This is a genomic window from Sphingopyxis sp. UBA6723 (genome assembly GCF_002454115.1).
Classification (GTDB): Bacteria; Pseudomonadota; Alphaproteobacteria; order Sphingomonadales; family Sphingomonadaceae; genus Sphingopyxis.
Genome location: NZ_DKIH01000009.1, coordinates 455209 through 470348, shown reverse-complemented (window position 1 = coordinate 470348; position 15140 = coordinate 455209). Strand labels below are relative to the sequence as shown.

Genomic DNA, 15140 nt, shown 5'->3' with positions numbered 1-15140 from the left:
TTGTCAGGCGCCGCCCCGTTTTGGGGTCTTGAAAACCTTGCGGCCCGCGGGTCGCCTCTTCATTCATATCCCAAGGAATCCTAGATGTTTTCTGGCCTCGCCAAGAGCCTGTTCGGCTCGTCCAACGACCGTTATGTCGCCTCGATCCGCAAGATCGTCGACAAGATCAACGCCTTTGAACCCACGATGCAGGCGTATGATGACGCGACGCTTCAGGCGCAGACGCCGAAATTCCGCGCCCGCCTCGACGCCGGCGAAACGCTCGACGACATCCTGCCCGAAGCCTTTGCGACGGTGCGCGAAGCTGCGGTTCGCACGCTGGGGATGCGCCATTTCGACGTGCAGATGATCGGCGGCATCGTCATGCACCGCGGCGAGATTGCCGAAATGGGCACGGGTGAAGGCAAGACTTTGGTCGCGACGCTTGCCGCCTATCTCAACGCGCTGGAGGGCAAGGGCGTCCATGTCGTGACCGTCAACGACTATCTCGCCCGCCGCGACGCCGAATGGATGGGGCAGGTCTATGGCTTCCTGGGGCTGACGACCGGGATCATCGTCCCCAACCTCAACGAAATGCAGCGCCGCGACGCCTATGCCAGCGACATCACCTATGCGACGAACAACGAGCTGGGGTTCGATTATCTGCGCGACAATATGAAGTTCGACCGCCAGCAGATGGTCCATCGCACCTTCAATTTCGCGATCGTCGATGAGGTCGATTCGATCTTGATCGACGAAGCGCGCACCCCGCTGATCATCTCCGGCCCGACCGACGACAAATCCGAGCTGTATATCCGCGTCAATGAGGTCGTGCTGCAGCTGACCGACGAGGATTATGAAAAGGACGAAAAATCAAAATCGATCAGCCTGACCGAGGATGGCACCGAGCATGTCGAGCGGCTGCTGGAGGCCGCAGGGCTGCTCCAGGGAAGCAACCTTTACGACATCGAGAACACCCAGGTCGTCCATCACGTCAATCAGGCGTTGAAGGCGATCCAGATGTTCCGCATCGACACCGACTATATCGTCAAGGACGGCAAGGTCGTGATCATCGACGAATTCACCGGCCGCATGATGGACGGACGCCGCTGGTCCGACGGCCTGCACCAGGCGGTCGAGGCGAAGGAAGGCGTGCAGATCGAGCCGGAGAACCAGACCCTCGCGTCGATCACCTTCCAGAATTATTTCCGCATGTATCCCAAGCTGTCGGGCATGACCGGCACTGCGGCGACCGAGGCCGCCGAATTTTTTGACATCTACAAGATGAATGTCGTCAACATCCCGACCAACCGCCCGATCGCGCGCATCGACGATGAGGATGAATTCTACAAGAATATCACCGACAAATTCGGCGCCATCGCCAAGACGATCCGCGAGGCGAACGAGCGCGGTCAGCCGGTGCTGGTCGGCACGGTGTCGATCGAAAAGTCCGAGCTGCTGTCGTCCTATCTGGAAAAGGAAGGCGTCGCGCACAGCGTCCTCAATGCGCGTTTCCACGAGAGCGAGGCGCATATCGTTGCGCAGGCCGGACGCACCGGCGCGGTGACCATCGCGACCAACATGGCGGGCCGCGGCACCGACATCAAATTGGGCGGTAACGAAGAATTCCGCATCGATGACGAGCTGAAGGACATGCCCGAAGGCCCCGAGCGCGAAGCCGCGATCGCGCGCATCCATGCCGAAGTCGCTGCTGAACGCGAAGCGGTAAAGGCCGCGGGCGGGCTGTTCGTGCTCGCGACCGAGCGGCACGAAAGCCGCCGTATCGACAACCAGCTGCGCGGTCGTTCGGGGCGTCAGGGCGATCCGGGCCTGTCGAAATTCTACCTCTGCCTTGACGACGATCTGCTGCGCATTTTTGGTCCCGACACCTTGTTCTCCAAGATGATGAACAAGAATCTGGAGGATGGCGAAGCGATCGGGTCGAAATGGCTATCGAAAGCGATCGAGACCGCACAGAAAAAGGTCGAAGCGCGCAATTACGACATCCGCAAACAGGTCGTCGAATATGACAACGTCATGAACGACCAGCGCAAGGTGATCTACGAACAGCGCGGGGACATCATCGATAGCGAAACCGTCGACGATGTGATGACCGCGATGCGCGCCGAAACGGTCAACGCGATCGTCGCCGACGCCTGCCCGCCGGGAAGTTATCCTGAACAGTGGGACATCGAAGGGATGAAGGAGCGCGTCGCCAATATCCTCGACCTTCATCCGCCGATCGACGACTGGATGCAGGAAGACGCGGTCGAGCCTGAAATGTTCGAGGAACGCCTTCAGGCGATGGCCGATGCGGTCGCAGCCGAAAAGGCGGCGCTTGTCGATCCCAACACATGGCGTGGCATCGAAAAGTCGGTGCTGCTCCAGACGCTCGACCATCAATGGAAAGAGCATCTGGCGACGCTCGATGCGCTGCGCCAGGTGGTGTTCCTGCGCGCCTATGCGCAGAAGCAGCCGATCAACGAATATAAGCAGGAAGCCTTTGCGCTGTTCGAACGCATGTTGTCGAACATCCGCGAGGATGTAACCCGCACCGTGGCGCGCATCGACCTGCGCTTTGAAGAACCCGAGCCGATGCCGCTGCCTGATCTTCCCGATTTCCTGACGACGCATATCGATCCTTTCACGGGTGAGGACAATAGCGCGGACATTGACAGCGGCGGTCTGGGCGTGATCGCGAACACGCTGCCGCCGATGCAGATCCCGCGGCCCGATATGCCAGAGGGCGAGAATCCCTATGCGTCGTTGGAAATCAGCCGCAACGCGCCGTGCCCCTGCGGTTCGGGCCGCAAGTACAAGCATTGCCACGGCCAGATTTGACGCCGATCTGACGCGATGACCGGGCTGGCCGCGCTCTTTGGCCTGACCGCGCTGCTCTATGCCGCGGTCGGTTTCGGCGGCGGATCGACCTACACCGCCTTGCTGCTGCTGGGCGGCGTCGCGGTCGGGCTTGTTCCGGTGATCAGCCTGGCGTGCAATATCATCGTTGTCAGCGGCGGCACGATCCGCTTTGCGCGCGCGGGAGTGATGCCGTGGGCGAAGGCGCTGCCGCTGGTCGCCGTCGCGGCGCCGCTGGCCTTTCTTGGCGGCCTGACGCCGGTGAAGCAGGGGGTACTTGTTGTCCTGCTTGGCCTGTCCTTGCTTGCCTCGGCGGTCGCGCTGCTGATCCAGCCGCAGACGACCAAGCCCGTGCAGGTGTCGCCCAATTTTCTGCTGCCGATTGCGGCGGCGCTTGGCTTTCTCGCGGGCGTCGTCGGCATCGGCGGCGGCATCTTTCTCGCCCCGATCCTCCACCTGATCCGCTGGGCCGAAGCGCGGTCGGTCGCCGCGACCGCGAGCCTGTTCATCCTCGTCAACAGCCTGTTCGGACTGACCGGCCAGCTGCTGAAAGGCAAGGGCAGCGAGATGATCGGCGCGGTCGCCAGCCATTGGCCGCTGCTGGTTGCGGTGCTGATCGGCGGTGCTATCGGGACTCAGCTGGCGGTGAAGAGCGGACCCGCGGCGCTGATCCGGCGGCTCACCGCCTTGCTTGTCGGTTTCGTCGCACTCCGCCTGTTGTCTGGTTTATAACGCTTTTTTGGGCGCTTGCCTTCCCGTGCGGCGGTGCTAGCATCGCGTGTATAAGCTTGGCGGCCATGTAGCTGACGAGCGACGCAGCAGCTGGAACAGGATGCGCCGCGCAGGTCGAAGACATCGGGCGCGCGGCATGGGTTGGCACGTTGCGTGGAAAGGGCAGGCGCATTTCCTTTTTTGATGAAATGAACAGCCAGGAGGGCGAAACCCGATCGCCCTATCGAGAGTATTGCGGGTGGTTCGAGGCCGAGGATGTGGCGCGCATCCAGCACAAGGCGGTGCAGGCCGAGGCGCTGTTCCGCACCACCGGGATCACCTTTAACGTCTATGGCGCGGTCGATGGCGACGAGCGGCTGATCCCGTTCGACGTCGTGCCGCGCATTATCTCCGCCAGCGAATGGCGCCGCCTGTCGCGCGGCATCGAACAGCGCGTCCGCGCGCTCAACGCCTTTCTGTACGACATCTATCATCGGCAAGAAATTTTGCGCGCGGGCCGGGTGCCGACCGATCTGATCGCTGGCAACGCCGCGTTCCTGCCGATGATGATGGGGCTCGACCCGCCAGGGGGCATCTATACCCACATCAGCGGCACCGACATCGTGCGCACCGGCGCCAATGAATTTTATGTGCTCGAGGATAATGCGCGCACCCCGTCGGGGGTGTCGTACATGCTCGAAAACCGCGAAACGATGCTCCAGATGTTTCCCGAGTTGTTCGCGAAAGTGCCGGTGCGCGAGGTCAGCGACTATCCGATTAACCTGCTGAAATCGCTCGCCGCCTGCGCGCCGCCCGCCTGCGGCGGGACGCCGACCGTCGCGGTGCTGACTCCCGGCATCCACAACAGCGCCTATTATGAACATAGCTATCTGGCCGACCATATGGGCGCCGAACTGGTCGAGGGGCACGACCTGCGCGTCGTCGACGGGCGCGTCGCGATGCGCACGACGCAGGGTTATAAGGCGATCGACGTCCTCTACCGCCGGGTTGATGATGATTTCCTCGATCCGCTGAACTTCCGGCCCGACTCGATGCTGGGCGTGCCGGGCATCTGGGACGTCTATCGCGCGGGTGGCATCACGATTGCCAATGCACCGGGGACCGGCATCGCCGACGACAAGGCGTTGTACAGCTACATGCCCGACATCATCGAATTTTATACCGGCGAAAAGGCGCTGCTGCCCAATGTACCGACTTGGCGCTGTTCGGAGCCCGAGCATCTGCGCGAGGTGCTCGACCGCCTGCCCGAGCTGGTGGTCAAGGAAGTCCATGGATCGGGCGGATACGGGATGCTCGTCGGCCCCGCCGCAAGCAAGAAGGAGCTGGCGGCGTTTCGTGCCAAGCTGGAAGCGAACCCGGGCAATTATATCGCGCAGCCGACGCTGTCGCTGTCGACGGTGCCGATCTTCACCAAGAAGGGACTGGCGCCGCGCCATGTCGATCTGCGGCCGTTCGTGCTGATGTCGCCGCAGGGGATCACGATCACCCCTGGCGGGCTGACCCGCGTTGCGATGACGCGGGGATCGCTGGTGGTGAATTCGAGCCAGGGCGGCGGGACCAAAGATACCTGGGTATTGGAAGACTGATGCTGGGCAAGACCGCAGGCAGCCTCTTCTGGATGGCGCGCTATCTTGAGCGTAGCGAAAACAACGCCCGCCTTATCGACGCGGGGTTTCGCATCGCGCTCACCCGTTCGCAGACCGCGGCTGCCGAATGGAAATCGGTTCTGGTGACTGCAGGGGTCAATCAGGCGTTTCAGGCGGCGCATGGCGACTATAGCTCGGCGCGGGTGATCGATTTCCTGCTCCGCGACCCCGCCAATCCGTCGAGCATCCTGTCGGTGATCCGGCAGGCGCGCGACAATGCGCGCACCGCGCGCACCGCGTTGACGCGCGAGACATGGGAAGCGGTCAACACCAGCTGGATGACGCTGGTCGCACTGCTCAAGCGGCAGGTCCGCGAGGACGATCTGCCAGACGTGTTGACGACGATCCGCCAGCAGAGCGCGCAGGTCCGCGGCGCGCTGAACGGCACGATGCTGCGCAATGACGGCTATCATTTTGCGCTGCTCGGCACCTATCTGGAGCGTGCCGACAACACGGCGCGTATTCTCGACGTCAAATACTATTTGTTGCTGCCTTCGGTCGCGCACATCGGCACCTCGATCGACAATGTGCAGTGGGAAACGATCCTGCGATCGGTGTCGGCGCACCGCGCCTATCGCTGGCTTTACGGGGCAGAAATCAGTGCGCTGAAGATCGCCGAGTTTCTGATCCTCTATCGCCAGATGCCGCGCAGCCTGGCTTTTTGCAGCGAGCGGATGGAAAACCATCTCACCCAGCTGCAACGCCATTATGGTGAAGAAACCGAAGCGCGTCGGCTGGCCCATGCGCTGAACTATGACAAACTCAACGCCCCGATCCAGTCGATCTTCGACGGCGGGCTCCACCAATATGTGACCGGCTTCCTGCGCGATACTGCCAACCTCGCGCGGCAGGTCGAGCGCGATTATCGGTTTGTCGAATGAAACTTCGTGTCGAACATATCACCCGCTATCAATATGATGCGCCGGTCAAATATGCGCTGCAGCAGCTCAAGCTGACGCCCAAGGACCGGCCGGGGCAGCAGCATATCGTCGACTGGGCAATCGACATCGACGGCGGCGCGCAACAGCTGCATTATACCGATCATCACGGCAACGGCGTCGATCTGATTGCGATCGATGGCGGAGTGACCGAGCTGACGATCCGTTGCCATGGCACGGTGGAACTGGAGACATGGGATGGGGTGATCGGGGCGCACCGCGGCGCCATGCCGCTGTGGACCTTTCTGCGGCCGACCCCGCTGACGCGCGCGGGGCGGCAAGTGCGCGCGCTGACCGCGCAGCTGGGCCGCGATCACGCCAATGACATCGAGCGCGCCCATGCGCTGTCGGCATTGATCATCGACCGGCTGGCGTACCGGATCGGCTTTACCGATGCGGAGACCACCGCCGAACAGGCGCTCGGCAGCGAGGGCGGAGTGTGCCAGGATCACGCCCATATCTTCATCGCCGCGATGCGCCATCTGGGGCACCCCGCGCGCTATGTGTCGGGCTATCTGATGATGAACGACCGGACGCAGCAGGATGCAACGCACGCGTGGGCGGAGGCGCATTTCGATCATATCGGCTGGATTGGGTTCGACGTCAGCAACGGCCATTCGCCCGACCAGCGCTACATCCGCGTCGCGACAGGGCTCGATTACCGCGATGCCGCGCCCGTTCGCGGCATGCGCTATGGTGCGGCGCAAGAAAATCTGGTTGTTCAATTGCAGGTCCAGCAATAAGCGGACTGCGGGGACAGGGAACGATCCGGGGCGGGGTACGGGATTCGATGACTTATTGCGTGGGAATGCGGCTCAACAAGGGGCTGGTGTTCATGTCGGACACCCGCACCAATGCGGGCGTCGACGACATTGCGCAGGTGCGCAAGATGCGCAGCTGGCATGTCCCGGGCGAGCGCGTGATCACGTTGATGTCGGCGGGCAATCTGGCGACGACGCAGGCGGTGGTCAGCCTGCTCGACGAACGGACGAAAGCGCCGGAAGACCGTCACCCGTCGATCCTCGAAGCGCCGTCAATGTTCCAGATCGCGACGATCGTCGGGGAAACGCTGCGTCAGATCGTGATGCGCCATAACGCCGAGGGACCGGCGGCGGCATCTCCCTTTCGCGCCTCGCTAATCATTGGCGGGCAGATCAAGGGTGCCGAACCGCGGTTGTTCCTGATCTATCCCGAGGGCAATTTTATCGAAGCGGGTGAGGACAATCCGTTCTTTCAGATCGGTGAAACCAAATATGGCCGCCCGATCATCGTGCGGTCCTATGATCCAGCGATGTCGTTCGAGGATGCGGTAAAACTGCTCTGCGTGTCATTCGACTCGACGATCCGCGCCAACGCCGGGGTCGATTTGCCGATCGACCTCAAGATTCACGAGCGCGACGATTATACGACGGTGCGCGAGCGGCGCTTCGAGCGCGGCGATCCCTATTTCGACAGCGTTGCCAACGGCTGGGCCGAAGCGCTGGGGATCGCGCTGGCCGAGCTTCCCGACTTTCATTTCTGATCGCCTTCGGCCACCGTCGCCCGATGCCATACCGGGAGGGATTGCCATGATGCGCTGGATTGACGCCGCGCTTGTTTTGACGGCCACGCCAGCGGCCGCGGACGAGGCGCGCTTCGACAAGGCGCTGGACGATTTTCGTGCGGTGCATCGCGCCGAAATGCGCAAGGCGAATATCGCGGGCAGCAGCTTCTACGTTGTCCGCGACGGGCAGACCGTCGCTGCCAATCATCTGGGCGAGCAGGATGTCGAGGCGAACGTCCCGGTGGATGCCCGGACGATCTATCATTGGGCATCGGTGACCAAGACGATGACCGGCATCGCGATCATGCAGTTGCGCGACCGCGGGCTGCTGTCGCTCGACGACCCGATCGTCAAATATGTCCCCGAGCTCGCGGCGGTGCATAATCCCTATAGCGACACCGGCGCGATCACGCTGCGCCAGTTGATGAGCCACAGCGCGGGCTTTCGGAGCGGAACATGGCCGTGGCGCGATCATGACTGGCAGCCGTTCGAGCCCGCCGACTGGTCGCAGCTGGCGGCGATGCTGCCCTACACCGCGGTCGAGTTTAAGTCGGGCAGCCGGTTCGGCTATTCCAACCCCGGCATCGTCTATCTGGGACAGGTGATCGAGCGGCTGTCGGGCGAGGATTATGAAGTCTATATCGACAAAAATATCCTGAAGCCGCTGGCCATGCACTACAGCTATTTCGACCGCACGCCGCCGCACCTGCTGCCGCATCGCTCGCACAGCTATTTTGTCCGCGAGGGAAAGCGGGTCGCGGCGCCCTTCGATGTCGATACCGGGGTGACGGTGTCGAACGGCGGGCTCAACGCGCCGATGCCCGACATGGCAAAATATCTCGCGTTCCTGCTCGGCGATTCGGCGCGTGCGGCCGACTATGATCGGGTGTTGAAGCGCTCGTCGCTCGAGGAAATGTGGGCACCGCAAATCGCGACGGGCGAGGACTTCACGCAGGGCCGCATGGCGACGACGACGCAGAGCGGGCTGTCCTTCTTCATCGATCGCAGCGCCGCGGTGCGGTTCGTCGGGCACAATGGCGACCAGAACGGCTTTCGCGCCTATCTGAGCTTTTGTCCCGATCAGAGGGTCGGGAGCCTGCTGGCGTTCAATACCGAAACCCGTAGCGTGCAGAACAGCGCGGCCAATCGCGATACGGCGGAATCGCGGATTGCGCTCGCGACTGATCGCTTGTGCGAGGCGCTGGCGGAATAGCCGTTAATCGTCGCCCCGCGAAGGCGGGCGCCGCAATCGGCCTTACCCTGCCTCGCTGCGTAAACCGACAGCGGCCCCCGCCTTCGCGGGGGCGACAATTCTTAGCGGTTCTTCCGTCCCTCGATCAGCCCATCGACCAAACTCGGATCGGCCAGCGTCGACGTATCGCCCAGCGATCCGAAGTCATTCTCCGCAATCTTGCGCAAAATCCGCCGCATGATCTTGCCGCTACGTGTTTTCGGCAAGCCGGGCGTCAGATGGATATGGTCGGGCGTCGCGATCGGGCCGATTTCCTTGCGGACTTGCTGCCTGAGCGCTGCGGCCACTTCGTCGGTCGGCTCAACCCCGGCGTTGAGCGTCACATAGGCGTAGATGCCCTGACCCTTGATGTCATGCGGGAAGCCGACGACCGCGGCCTCGGCGACCAGGTCGTGCAGCACGAGCGCGCTTTCGACCTCGGCGGTGCCCATGCGGTGGCCCGACACGTTGATGACATCGTCGACCCGCCCGGTGATCCGCCAATAACCGTCGGCATCGCGGCGGCAGCCATCGCCGGTGAAGTATTTGCCTTTGTAGGTTGAAAAATAGGTTTCGGCGAAACGGCCGTGATCGCCGTAGATCGTCCGCGCCTGCCCGGGCCAGCTGTGCGTGATGCACAGATTGCCTTCGGCCGCGCCGCCGGTCTGTTCGCAGACGAGCGTCTTGCCCTCGGCATCGACCAGTTCCGGGCGGATGCCGAAGAACGGCTTGCCTGCGCTCCCCGGTTGCATCGCATGCGCGCCGGGCAGGGTGGTGATCATGATCCCGCCGGTCTCGGTCTGCCACCAGGTGTCGATGACGGGGACGCGGCCCTTGCCGACGAGTTGGCTGTACCAGCGCCACGCCTCGGGATTGATCGGCTCGCCGACGCTGCCGAGCAGGCGGATCGAGCTGAGGTCGTGGCGCGTCACATAGTCGTCGCCCTCGCGCATCAGCGCGCGGATCGCGGTCGGCGCGGTGTAGAGGATGTTGACCTTGTGCTTGTCGACGACCTGCCAGAAGCGGTCATGGTCGGGATGATTGGGTACGCCCTCGAACATTAAAGTCGTCGCGCCGTTCTGGAGCGGGCCGTAAACGACATAGCTGTGGCCGGTGACCCAGCCGATGTCGGCGGTGCACCAGAAAATCTCGCCGGGACGATAATCGAAGCCATAGTAGAAGGTGCTGGCGGTCCAGACACTATAGCCGCCGACGGTATGGAGCACGCCCTTGGGCTTGCCGGTCGATCCCGAGGTGTAGAGGATGAACAGCGGATCCTCGGCGTTCATCGGCTCGCACGGGCAGGTGTCGCCGACATCGGCGGAGAGCGCGTCGTACCAATGGTCGCGGCCTTCCTTCATGCTCACGTCGCCGCCGGTGTGGGCGATGACGAGCACGGCTTTGACGTCGACGCGTTCGAGCGCCTTGTCGACATTGGCCTTTAGCGGAACCACCTTGCCGCCGCGCAACCCTTCATCGGCGCAGATCACCCAGTCGCTGGCGCAATCCTCGATCCGGCCATGGATCGCTTCGGGCGAGAAGCCGCCGAAGACGACGCTGTGCACCGCGCCGATCCGCGCGCAGGCGAGCATCGCGATCGCGCCTTCGGGGATCATCGGCATATAGATTGTGACGCGGTCGCCCTTTTGGACGCCCATCTTTTTCAGCGTATTGGCGAAGCGGATGACGTCGACGAGCAGCGCCGCATAGCTGATCGTGCGCGTCTCGCCGTCGGGGGCGTCGGGTTCGAAAATGATCGCGGTGCGGTCGCCAAGGCCTGCCGCGACGTGGCGATCGACGGCATTATGGCACAGGTTGAGGACGCCATCCTCATACCATTTGATCGACACCGGATCGTAGGACCAGTTGGCGATCCTATTGGGCGTGGTGATCCAATCGACGCGCTTTGCCTGTCCGGCCCAGAAACCGTCGGGGTCATCGACGCTCTGCCGGTAAAGCCGGTCGTAATCGGCGGCGGTGCAATGCGTATTCGCGGCAGCGTCGGCGGGAACGGGGACGAGGGGTTCGGAGGGGGGTAGGTCGGACACGGCTGCTTCTCCCGCTTTCGATTTGACTCGCTTGCTGGCTGCGATAACCCGCACGTTACAAGTTGCAAGGCGTGATGGCGCCGACAAAGGGGCGGACTATGGTTCAACTGGGCCAATCGACGGGTGATCTGCTGGACCGGCTGGGGGTTTCCCGCGCGTTGTGGACCGACGGGTCGATGCCAGCGGTGACGCCGCTTACCGGCGAACAGCTTGGCATGGTCCAGATCGTCGATGCCGCGGCAATCGACGAGCGGCTCGATCGGGCGAGCGCCGCGTTCCGCAGCTGGCGTCATGTTCCCGCCCCGCGCCGCGGCGAACTGGTACGGCTGTGGGGCGAAGAATTGCGTGCGGCGAAGGACGATCTGGCCCGGCTGGTGACGATCGAGGCGGGCAAGATCCCGGCCGAGAGCGCGGGCGAGGTGCAGGAGATGATCGACATCTGCGACTTCGCGGTCGGGCTGTCGCGCCAGCTGTACGGGCTGACGATCGCAACCGAACGGCCGGGGCATCGGATGATGGAGGTCTGGCACCCGCTGGGCGTTGTCGGCGTCATTTCGGCGTTCAACTTCCCGGTCGCGGTGTGGGCATGGAACGCGTCGCTGGCGCTGGTGTGCGGCAACAGCGTGGTTTGGAAGCCATCGGAAAAAACGCCGCTTACCGCCCTCGCAACACAGGCGATTTTCGAGCGCGCGGTCGCACGCTTCGGCGATGCGCCCGAAGGGCTATCGCAACTGATGATTGGCGGGCGCGAAGCGGGCCAGGCGCTGATCGACGACAAGCGCGTCGTGCTGGTGTCGGCGACGGGATCGACGCGCATGGGGCGCGCGGTGGCGCCGCGGCTAGCCGAGCGTTTCGCGCGCGCGATCCTGGAGCTCGGCGGGAACAATGGTGTGATCGTTGCGCCTTCGGCTGACCTCGACCTTGCGCTGCGCGGCGTGGCTTTCGGGGCGATGGGGACCGCGGGGCAGCGCTGCACGACCACGCGGCGGTTGTTCCTGCACGACAGTATCTACGACGGCTTCGTGGCCCGGTTGAAGGCCGCCTATGCCAGCGTCCGCGTCGGCAATCCGCTGGAGGGCGCGGTGTTGGTCGGGCCGCTGATCGATCGCGCGGCCTATGAGACGATGCAGGAGGCTCTGGTTGCGGCAAAGGCGGTCGGCGGCGTCGTACAGGGCGGCGAACGCGTCGGTGACGGCGCGAGCTTCTATGTGCGTCCCGCGCTGGTCGAAATGCCGGGGCAGGTCGGGCCGGTGCTCGAAGAGACCTTTGCGCCGATCCTCTATGTCATGCGCTATTATGATCTGGACGCGGTGATCGAGCTTCACAACGACGTCGCCGCAGGGCTCTCGTCGGCGATTTTCACCACCGATGTGCGCGAGGCCGAGCGGTTTTTGGCGGCAAGCGACTGCGGCATCGCGAACGTCAATCTGGGGACGAGCGGCGCCGAGATTGGTGGGGCGTTTGGCGGCGAAAAGGAGACCGGTGGCGGGCGCGAAAGCGGGTCGGACAGCTGGCGCCAATATATGCGGCGTGCGACCAACACGATCAACTATTCGGATGCGCTGCCGCTGGCGCAGGGGGTGAGTTTCGAACTTTGATGGCGAGCGGCCACTCAAAACCCCGTTCGTGTCGAGCGAAGTCGAGACACCGTGAAGCCGTACACGACCGATGGGCATCTCGACTTCGCTCGATGCGAACGGAACAGGGAGGGTGGCGTCAATCCGCCCGCCAGCCGAAGCCTTCTTCGAGCGCAACCACTTGGCCCGCTGTACCAACCGGCTCCTGCGCCCCGTCCGTCAGAAACCCCAACATCGCCGCATCGCTCACATCGACATGCGCCAGCGTGCGCTTGTCCTCTGGTGTCCGCGCGACAACCACGCCCGCTTTTGGCGCCCCGTCGCGGCCATAAAAGACCGTGTAGCTCTCGATCGTCGCCGATCCGGCATAACCTTCGACCAGTTCAGGAACAGGTCCGCGCTTCGCTTCGGCCTCAGCCTGATAGTCGAAATCTTGTGGGAAGCTCGCCGCAGCGATCGGCTCGCTGCCCAGCACGATGCAATGATTGTCGGTCGCGAACCCGCCGTTGGCGAACAGGAAGCCATAGCGACCCTCGGCGCGCAACCGCTCCACGATCGAGACAATCGCATGGCTCATGTAATTCGCGATCGGGCCGCCGCCGAAGGTCAGCCCGCCGAACACCGTTGCGGGGCGATCGAGCGGCCAGCCGAGGATGCGCCGCGCCATCTTCGGCACGCACGGAAAGCAGCTGTAGAGTTCGACATGATCGAAATCCTGCGCCGTCATGCCGTTGAGCGCGAGGGTGCGGGTGATCGACGTTTCCATGCTGACACTGCCGTCGTAGCGGTCGCGTTGGAGGATGCTGGCGGGTTCCTTGGCCGCGGCGCCCATGCCGACGTAGATCAGGCGGTCTTCGGGGATACCGCGCCGCCGCGCTTCGGCAAGGCTGGCGACGATGAAGCCCGCGCCCTGATTGACCGACGAGTTGGCGACCATGAGCTTGGAATAGGGAAAGGCGATCGGGCGGTTGCGCTCATCGACGCGGAGGATGTCGGCGGGTGAGGCGGGCTTGCGGATCCATGCCCCGTCGTTCGCGGCGGCAACTTCGGAAAAACGCGACCAGATTTCGGCGCTTTCGGCCTGCGCGTCGGACAGGCTCTGGCCCCATGCGGCGCGGGTGGCATTTTCATAGAGCGGATAGACATCGACAGGGGCGGCGAGGCCGTGCAGCTGTGCGTAATTGGGCTCGCGCCGGGTCGCGACCTTGCGGATCGCGTTATAGCTTTTGTCCTCGCCGCTCGCGGCCTTGGCGGCGCGCCCGGCGGCAGTCCGCAATGCCTCGGCGCCGACGATCGTGGCGAGCTTGACCTCGCCCGCGCCGATGCGGTTCGCAGCCTCGTTGAGCAGGCGCACCGGGGTGTCGCCGTGCGGCGCGGCGGACTGATAATTGATCGCGGGCATCGCCCCGATCGCGGCGGCAAGGGGTTCGCACAGCTTGCCGAGGTGGTGAAAGCTGATCTGATCGACGATCGCGAGGCTGTCGAGGTCGGCCAGCGAGACGCCTGCATCGTCCGCTGCGAGCTTCAGCGCCGCAACCATCAGCCCGAGCGAATCCAGCCCGTCGTCGGGATCGGTGGGTCGATCATTCACCTGTCCGACCCCGATGATGACGGGGATGCGTTCGGGATCAATCATCGCCATCACTAGCGCGCTTTCCATTCGGGCTTGCGCTTCTCGGCAAAGGCGCGCGGGCCCTCGCGCGCATCCTCGCTGCGCATCAACGCGCTGCGTTCGATCGTGTTGTGCTCCCAATAAGGGGCGTCCGCAGCAATCCGCCCATCCTGGATGCCAAGTGCGACGCGTTTCGACGCCTGCACCGACAGGGGCGCGTTGGCGGCGATCTTCTCAGCGAGCGCGATCGCGGTGGGCATCAGCTCGGGGAGCGGCACGACATGGTTGACCAGCCCGAACTCGGCGGCGCGCGCGGCGGGGATCGGATCGCCGGTCAGCATATATTCCATCGCCAGTTTGCGCGGCAGCTGCTGCGCCAATCGGAAAGCGCCGCCTGCCGCGGCGAACAGCCCGACCTTGACCTCGGGCAGCCCGAATTGCGCATGGTCGGCAGCGATGATGATGTCACTCATCAGCGCGATCTCGCAACCGCCACCAAAGGCAAACCCGTTGACTGCGGCGATGATCGGTTTCGAAATCGGGTGGGATACCATGCCGGCGAAACCCCATGCTTGCTGCGCCGGATCGTCGGGATAGAGGCTTTCGCCGCGCGACAAGGCGACGAGGTCGGCGCCGGCGCAGAAGCTCTTGTCGCCCGCACCGGTGATGATGACGGCGCGGATTTCGGGGTCGTTTTCGGCGGTTTCGAGCGCAGTGCCGATGCCGATGTGAACCGCGGCGTTGACCGCGTTACGCGCTTCAGGCCGGTTGATCGTGACGATCAGGATGTGGCCCTGGCGTGTCGTAAGGATCGTGGTGTCGGTCATCGCGAATCTCTCCCTTTCGGGCGAGTATCGCGGTTGGTTGACGTTTACGTCAACTGTAAAGGGCGGAGAAACAATCGTCGCCCCCGCGAAGGCGGGGGCCGCTGTCGGTTTAGTCCTGCATAGCTGCGTAAACCGCTAGCGGCCCCCG

General features: G+C 63.5%; 11 protein-coding genes. 8 read left to right on the top strand and 3 right to left on the bottom strand.

Annotation, left to right across the window (positions count from 1 at the left end):
• The first annotated feature begins 84 nt into the window (after positions 1-84).
• The 7 genes from secA (at position 85) to B4F07_RS08250 (ending at position 8910) form a co-directional block, all read left to right on the top strand.
• Positions 85-2820, top strand: a complete 2736-nt coding sequence (gene secA / locus B4F07_RS08280; RefSeq protein ID WP_293698626.1) for a preprotein translocase subunit SecA — start codon at positions 85-87, stop codon at positions 2818-2820.
• 15 nt (positions 2821-2835) lie between these two features.
• Positions 2836-3570 (top strand): sulfite exporter TauE/SafE family protein, encoded by a 735-nt coding sequence (locus B4F07_RS08275; protein WP_293698624.1) that lies wholly within the window; start codon positions 2836-2838, stop codon positions 3568-3570.
• A gap of 188 nt (positions 3571-3758) precedes the next feature.
• On the top strand, positions 3759-5156 hold the full coding sequence (locus B4F07_RS08270) for a circularly permuted type 2 ATP-grasp protein (protein WP_293698622.1): 1398 nt from the start codon (positions 3759-3761) through the stop codon (positions 5154-5156).
• Positions 5156-6097 carry an alpha-E domain-containing protein gene (locus tag B4F07_RS08265; RefSeq protein ID WP_293698619.1) on the top strand — a complete coding sequence of 314 codons (942 nt, stop codon included), beginning with the start codon at positions 5156-5158 and terminating at the stop codon, positions 6095-6097. Before B4F07_RS08270 ends, B4F07_RS08265 begins: the two co-directional genes overlap by 1 nt.
• Positions 6094-6897: a transglutaminase family protein gene (locus tag B4F07_RS08260; RefSeq protein ID WP_293698616.1), complete on the top strand. Its 804-nt coding sequence runs from the start codon at positions 6094-6096 to the stop codon at positions 6895-6897. The genes B4F07_RS08265 and B4F07_RS08260 overlap by 4 nt, the downstream gene beginning before the upstream one ends.
• 47 nt (positions 6898-6944) lie before the next feature.
• Positions 6945-7676, top strand: coding sequence for a peptidase (locus B4F07_RS08255; RefSeq protein WP_088440401.1), 732 nt, complete (start codon positions 6945-6947; stop codon positions 7674-7676).
• A gap of 46 nt (positions 7677-7722) precedes the next feature.
• On the top strand, positions 7723-8910 hold the full coding sequence (locus tag B4F07_RS08250) for a serine hydrolase domain-containing protein (protein ID WP_293698608.1): 1188 nt from the start codon (positions 7723-7725) through the stop codon (positions 8908-8910).
• Positions 8911-9011: 101 nt separating this feature from the next.
• Here the strand turns inward: B4F07_RS08250 and acs are convergent, their stop codons facing one another.
• Entirely contained in the window at positions 9012-10976 is a 1965-nt protein-coding gene (acs, locus tag B4F07_RS08245; protein ID WP_293698605.1) for an acetate--CoA ligase, read from the bottom strand.
• A 98-nt stretch (positions 10977-11074) separates the two neighbouring features.
• On the opposite strand from acs, the gene B4F07_RS08240 reads away from it, so the two are divergent.
• Positions 11075-12574, top strand: a complete 1500-nt coding sequence (locus B4F07_RS08240; protein WP_293698603.1) for an aldehyde dehydrogenase family protein — start codon at positions 11075-11077, stop codon at positions 12572-12574.
• A gap of 118 nt (positions 12575-12692) precedes the next feature.
• Here the strand turns inward: B4F07_RS08240 and B4F07_RS08235 are convergent, their stop codons facing one another.
• A complete protein-coding gene (locus tag B4F07_RS08235; RefSeq protein WP_293698600.1) occupies positions 12693-14213 on the bottom strand; it encodes an acetyl-CoA acetyltransferase in 1521 nt (506 codons plus the stop codon).
• Entirely contained in the window at positions 14198-14992 is a 795-nt protein-coding gene (locus B4F07_RS08230; protein ID WP_293698598.1) for an enoyl-CoA hydratase-related protein, read from the bottom strand. Before B4F07_RS08230 ends, B4F07_RS08235 begins: the two co-directional genes overlap by 16 nt.
• Positions 14993-15140 lie beyond the last annotated feature (148 nt).

Bases quoted from the DNA above. Each gene is read 5' to 3' on its own strand.
- B4F07_RS08250 (WP_293698608.1), top strand. From the start codon at position 7,723: ATGATGCGCTGGATTGACGCCGCGCTTGTTTTGACGGCCACGCCAGCG.
- B4F07_RS08240 (WP_293698603.1), top strand. From the start codon at position 11,075: ATGGTTCAACTGGGCCAATCGACGGGTGATCTGCTGGACCGGCTGGGG.
- B4F07_RS08265 (WP_293698619.1), top strand. From the start codon at position 5,156: ATGCTGGGCAAGACCGCAGGCAGCCTCTTCTGGATGGCGCGCTATCTT.
- B4F07_RS08260 (WP_293698616.1), top strand. From the start codon at position 6,094: ATGAAACTTCGTGTCGAACATATCACCCGCTATCAATATGATGCGCCG.
- B4F07_RS08235 (WP_293698600.1), bottom strand. From the start codon at position 14,213: ATGGAAAGCGCGCTAGTGATGGCGATGATTGATCCCGAACGCATCCCC.
- B4F07_RS08255 (WP_088440401.1), top strand. From the start codon at position 6,945: ATGACTTATTGCGTGGGAATGCGGCTCAACAAGGGGCTGGTGTTCATG.
- secA (WP_293698626.1), top strand. From the start codon at position 85: ATGTTTTCTGGCCTCGCCAAGAGCCTGTTCGGCTCGTCCAACGACCGT.
- B4F07_RS08275 (WP_293698624.1), top strand. From the start codon at position 2,836: ATGACCGGGCTGGCCGCGCTCTTTGGCCTGACCGCGCTGCTCTATGCC.
- B4F07_RS08270 (WP_293698622.1), top strand. From the start codon at position 3,759: ATGAACAGCCAGGAGGGCGAAACCCGATCGCCCTATCGAGAGTATTGC.
- B4F07_RS08230 (WP_293698598.1), bottom strand. From the start codon at position 14,992: ATGACCGACACCACGATCCTTACGACACGCCAGGGCCACATCCTGATC.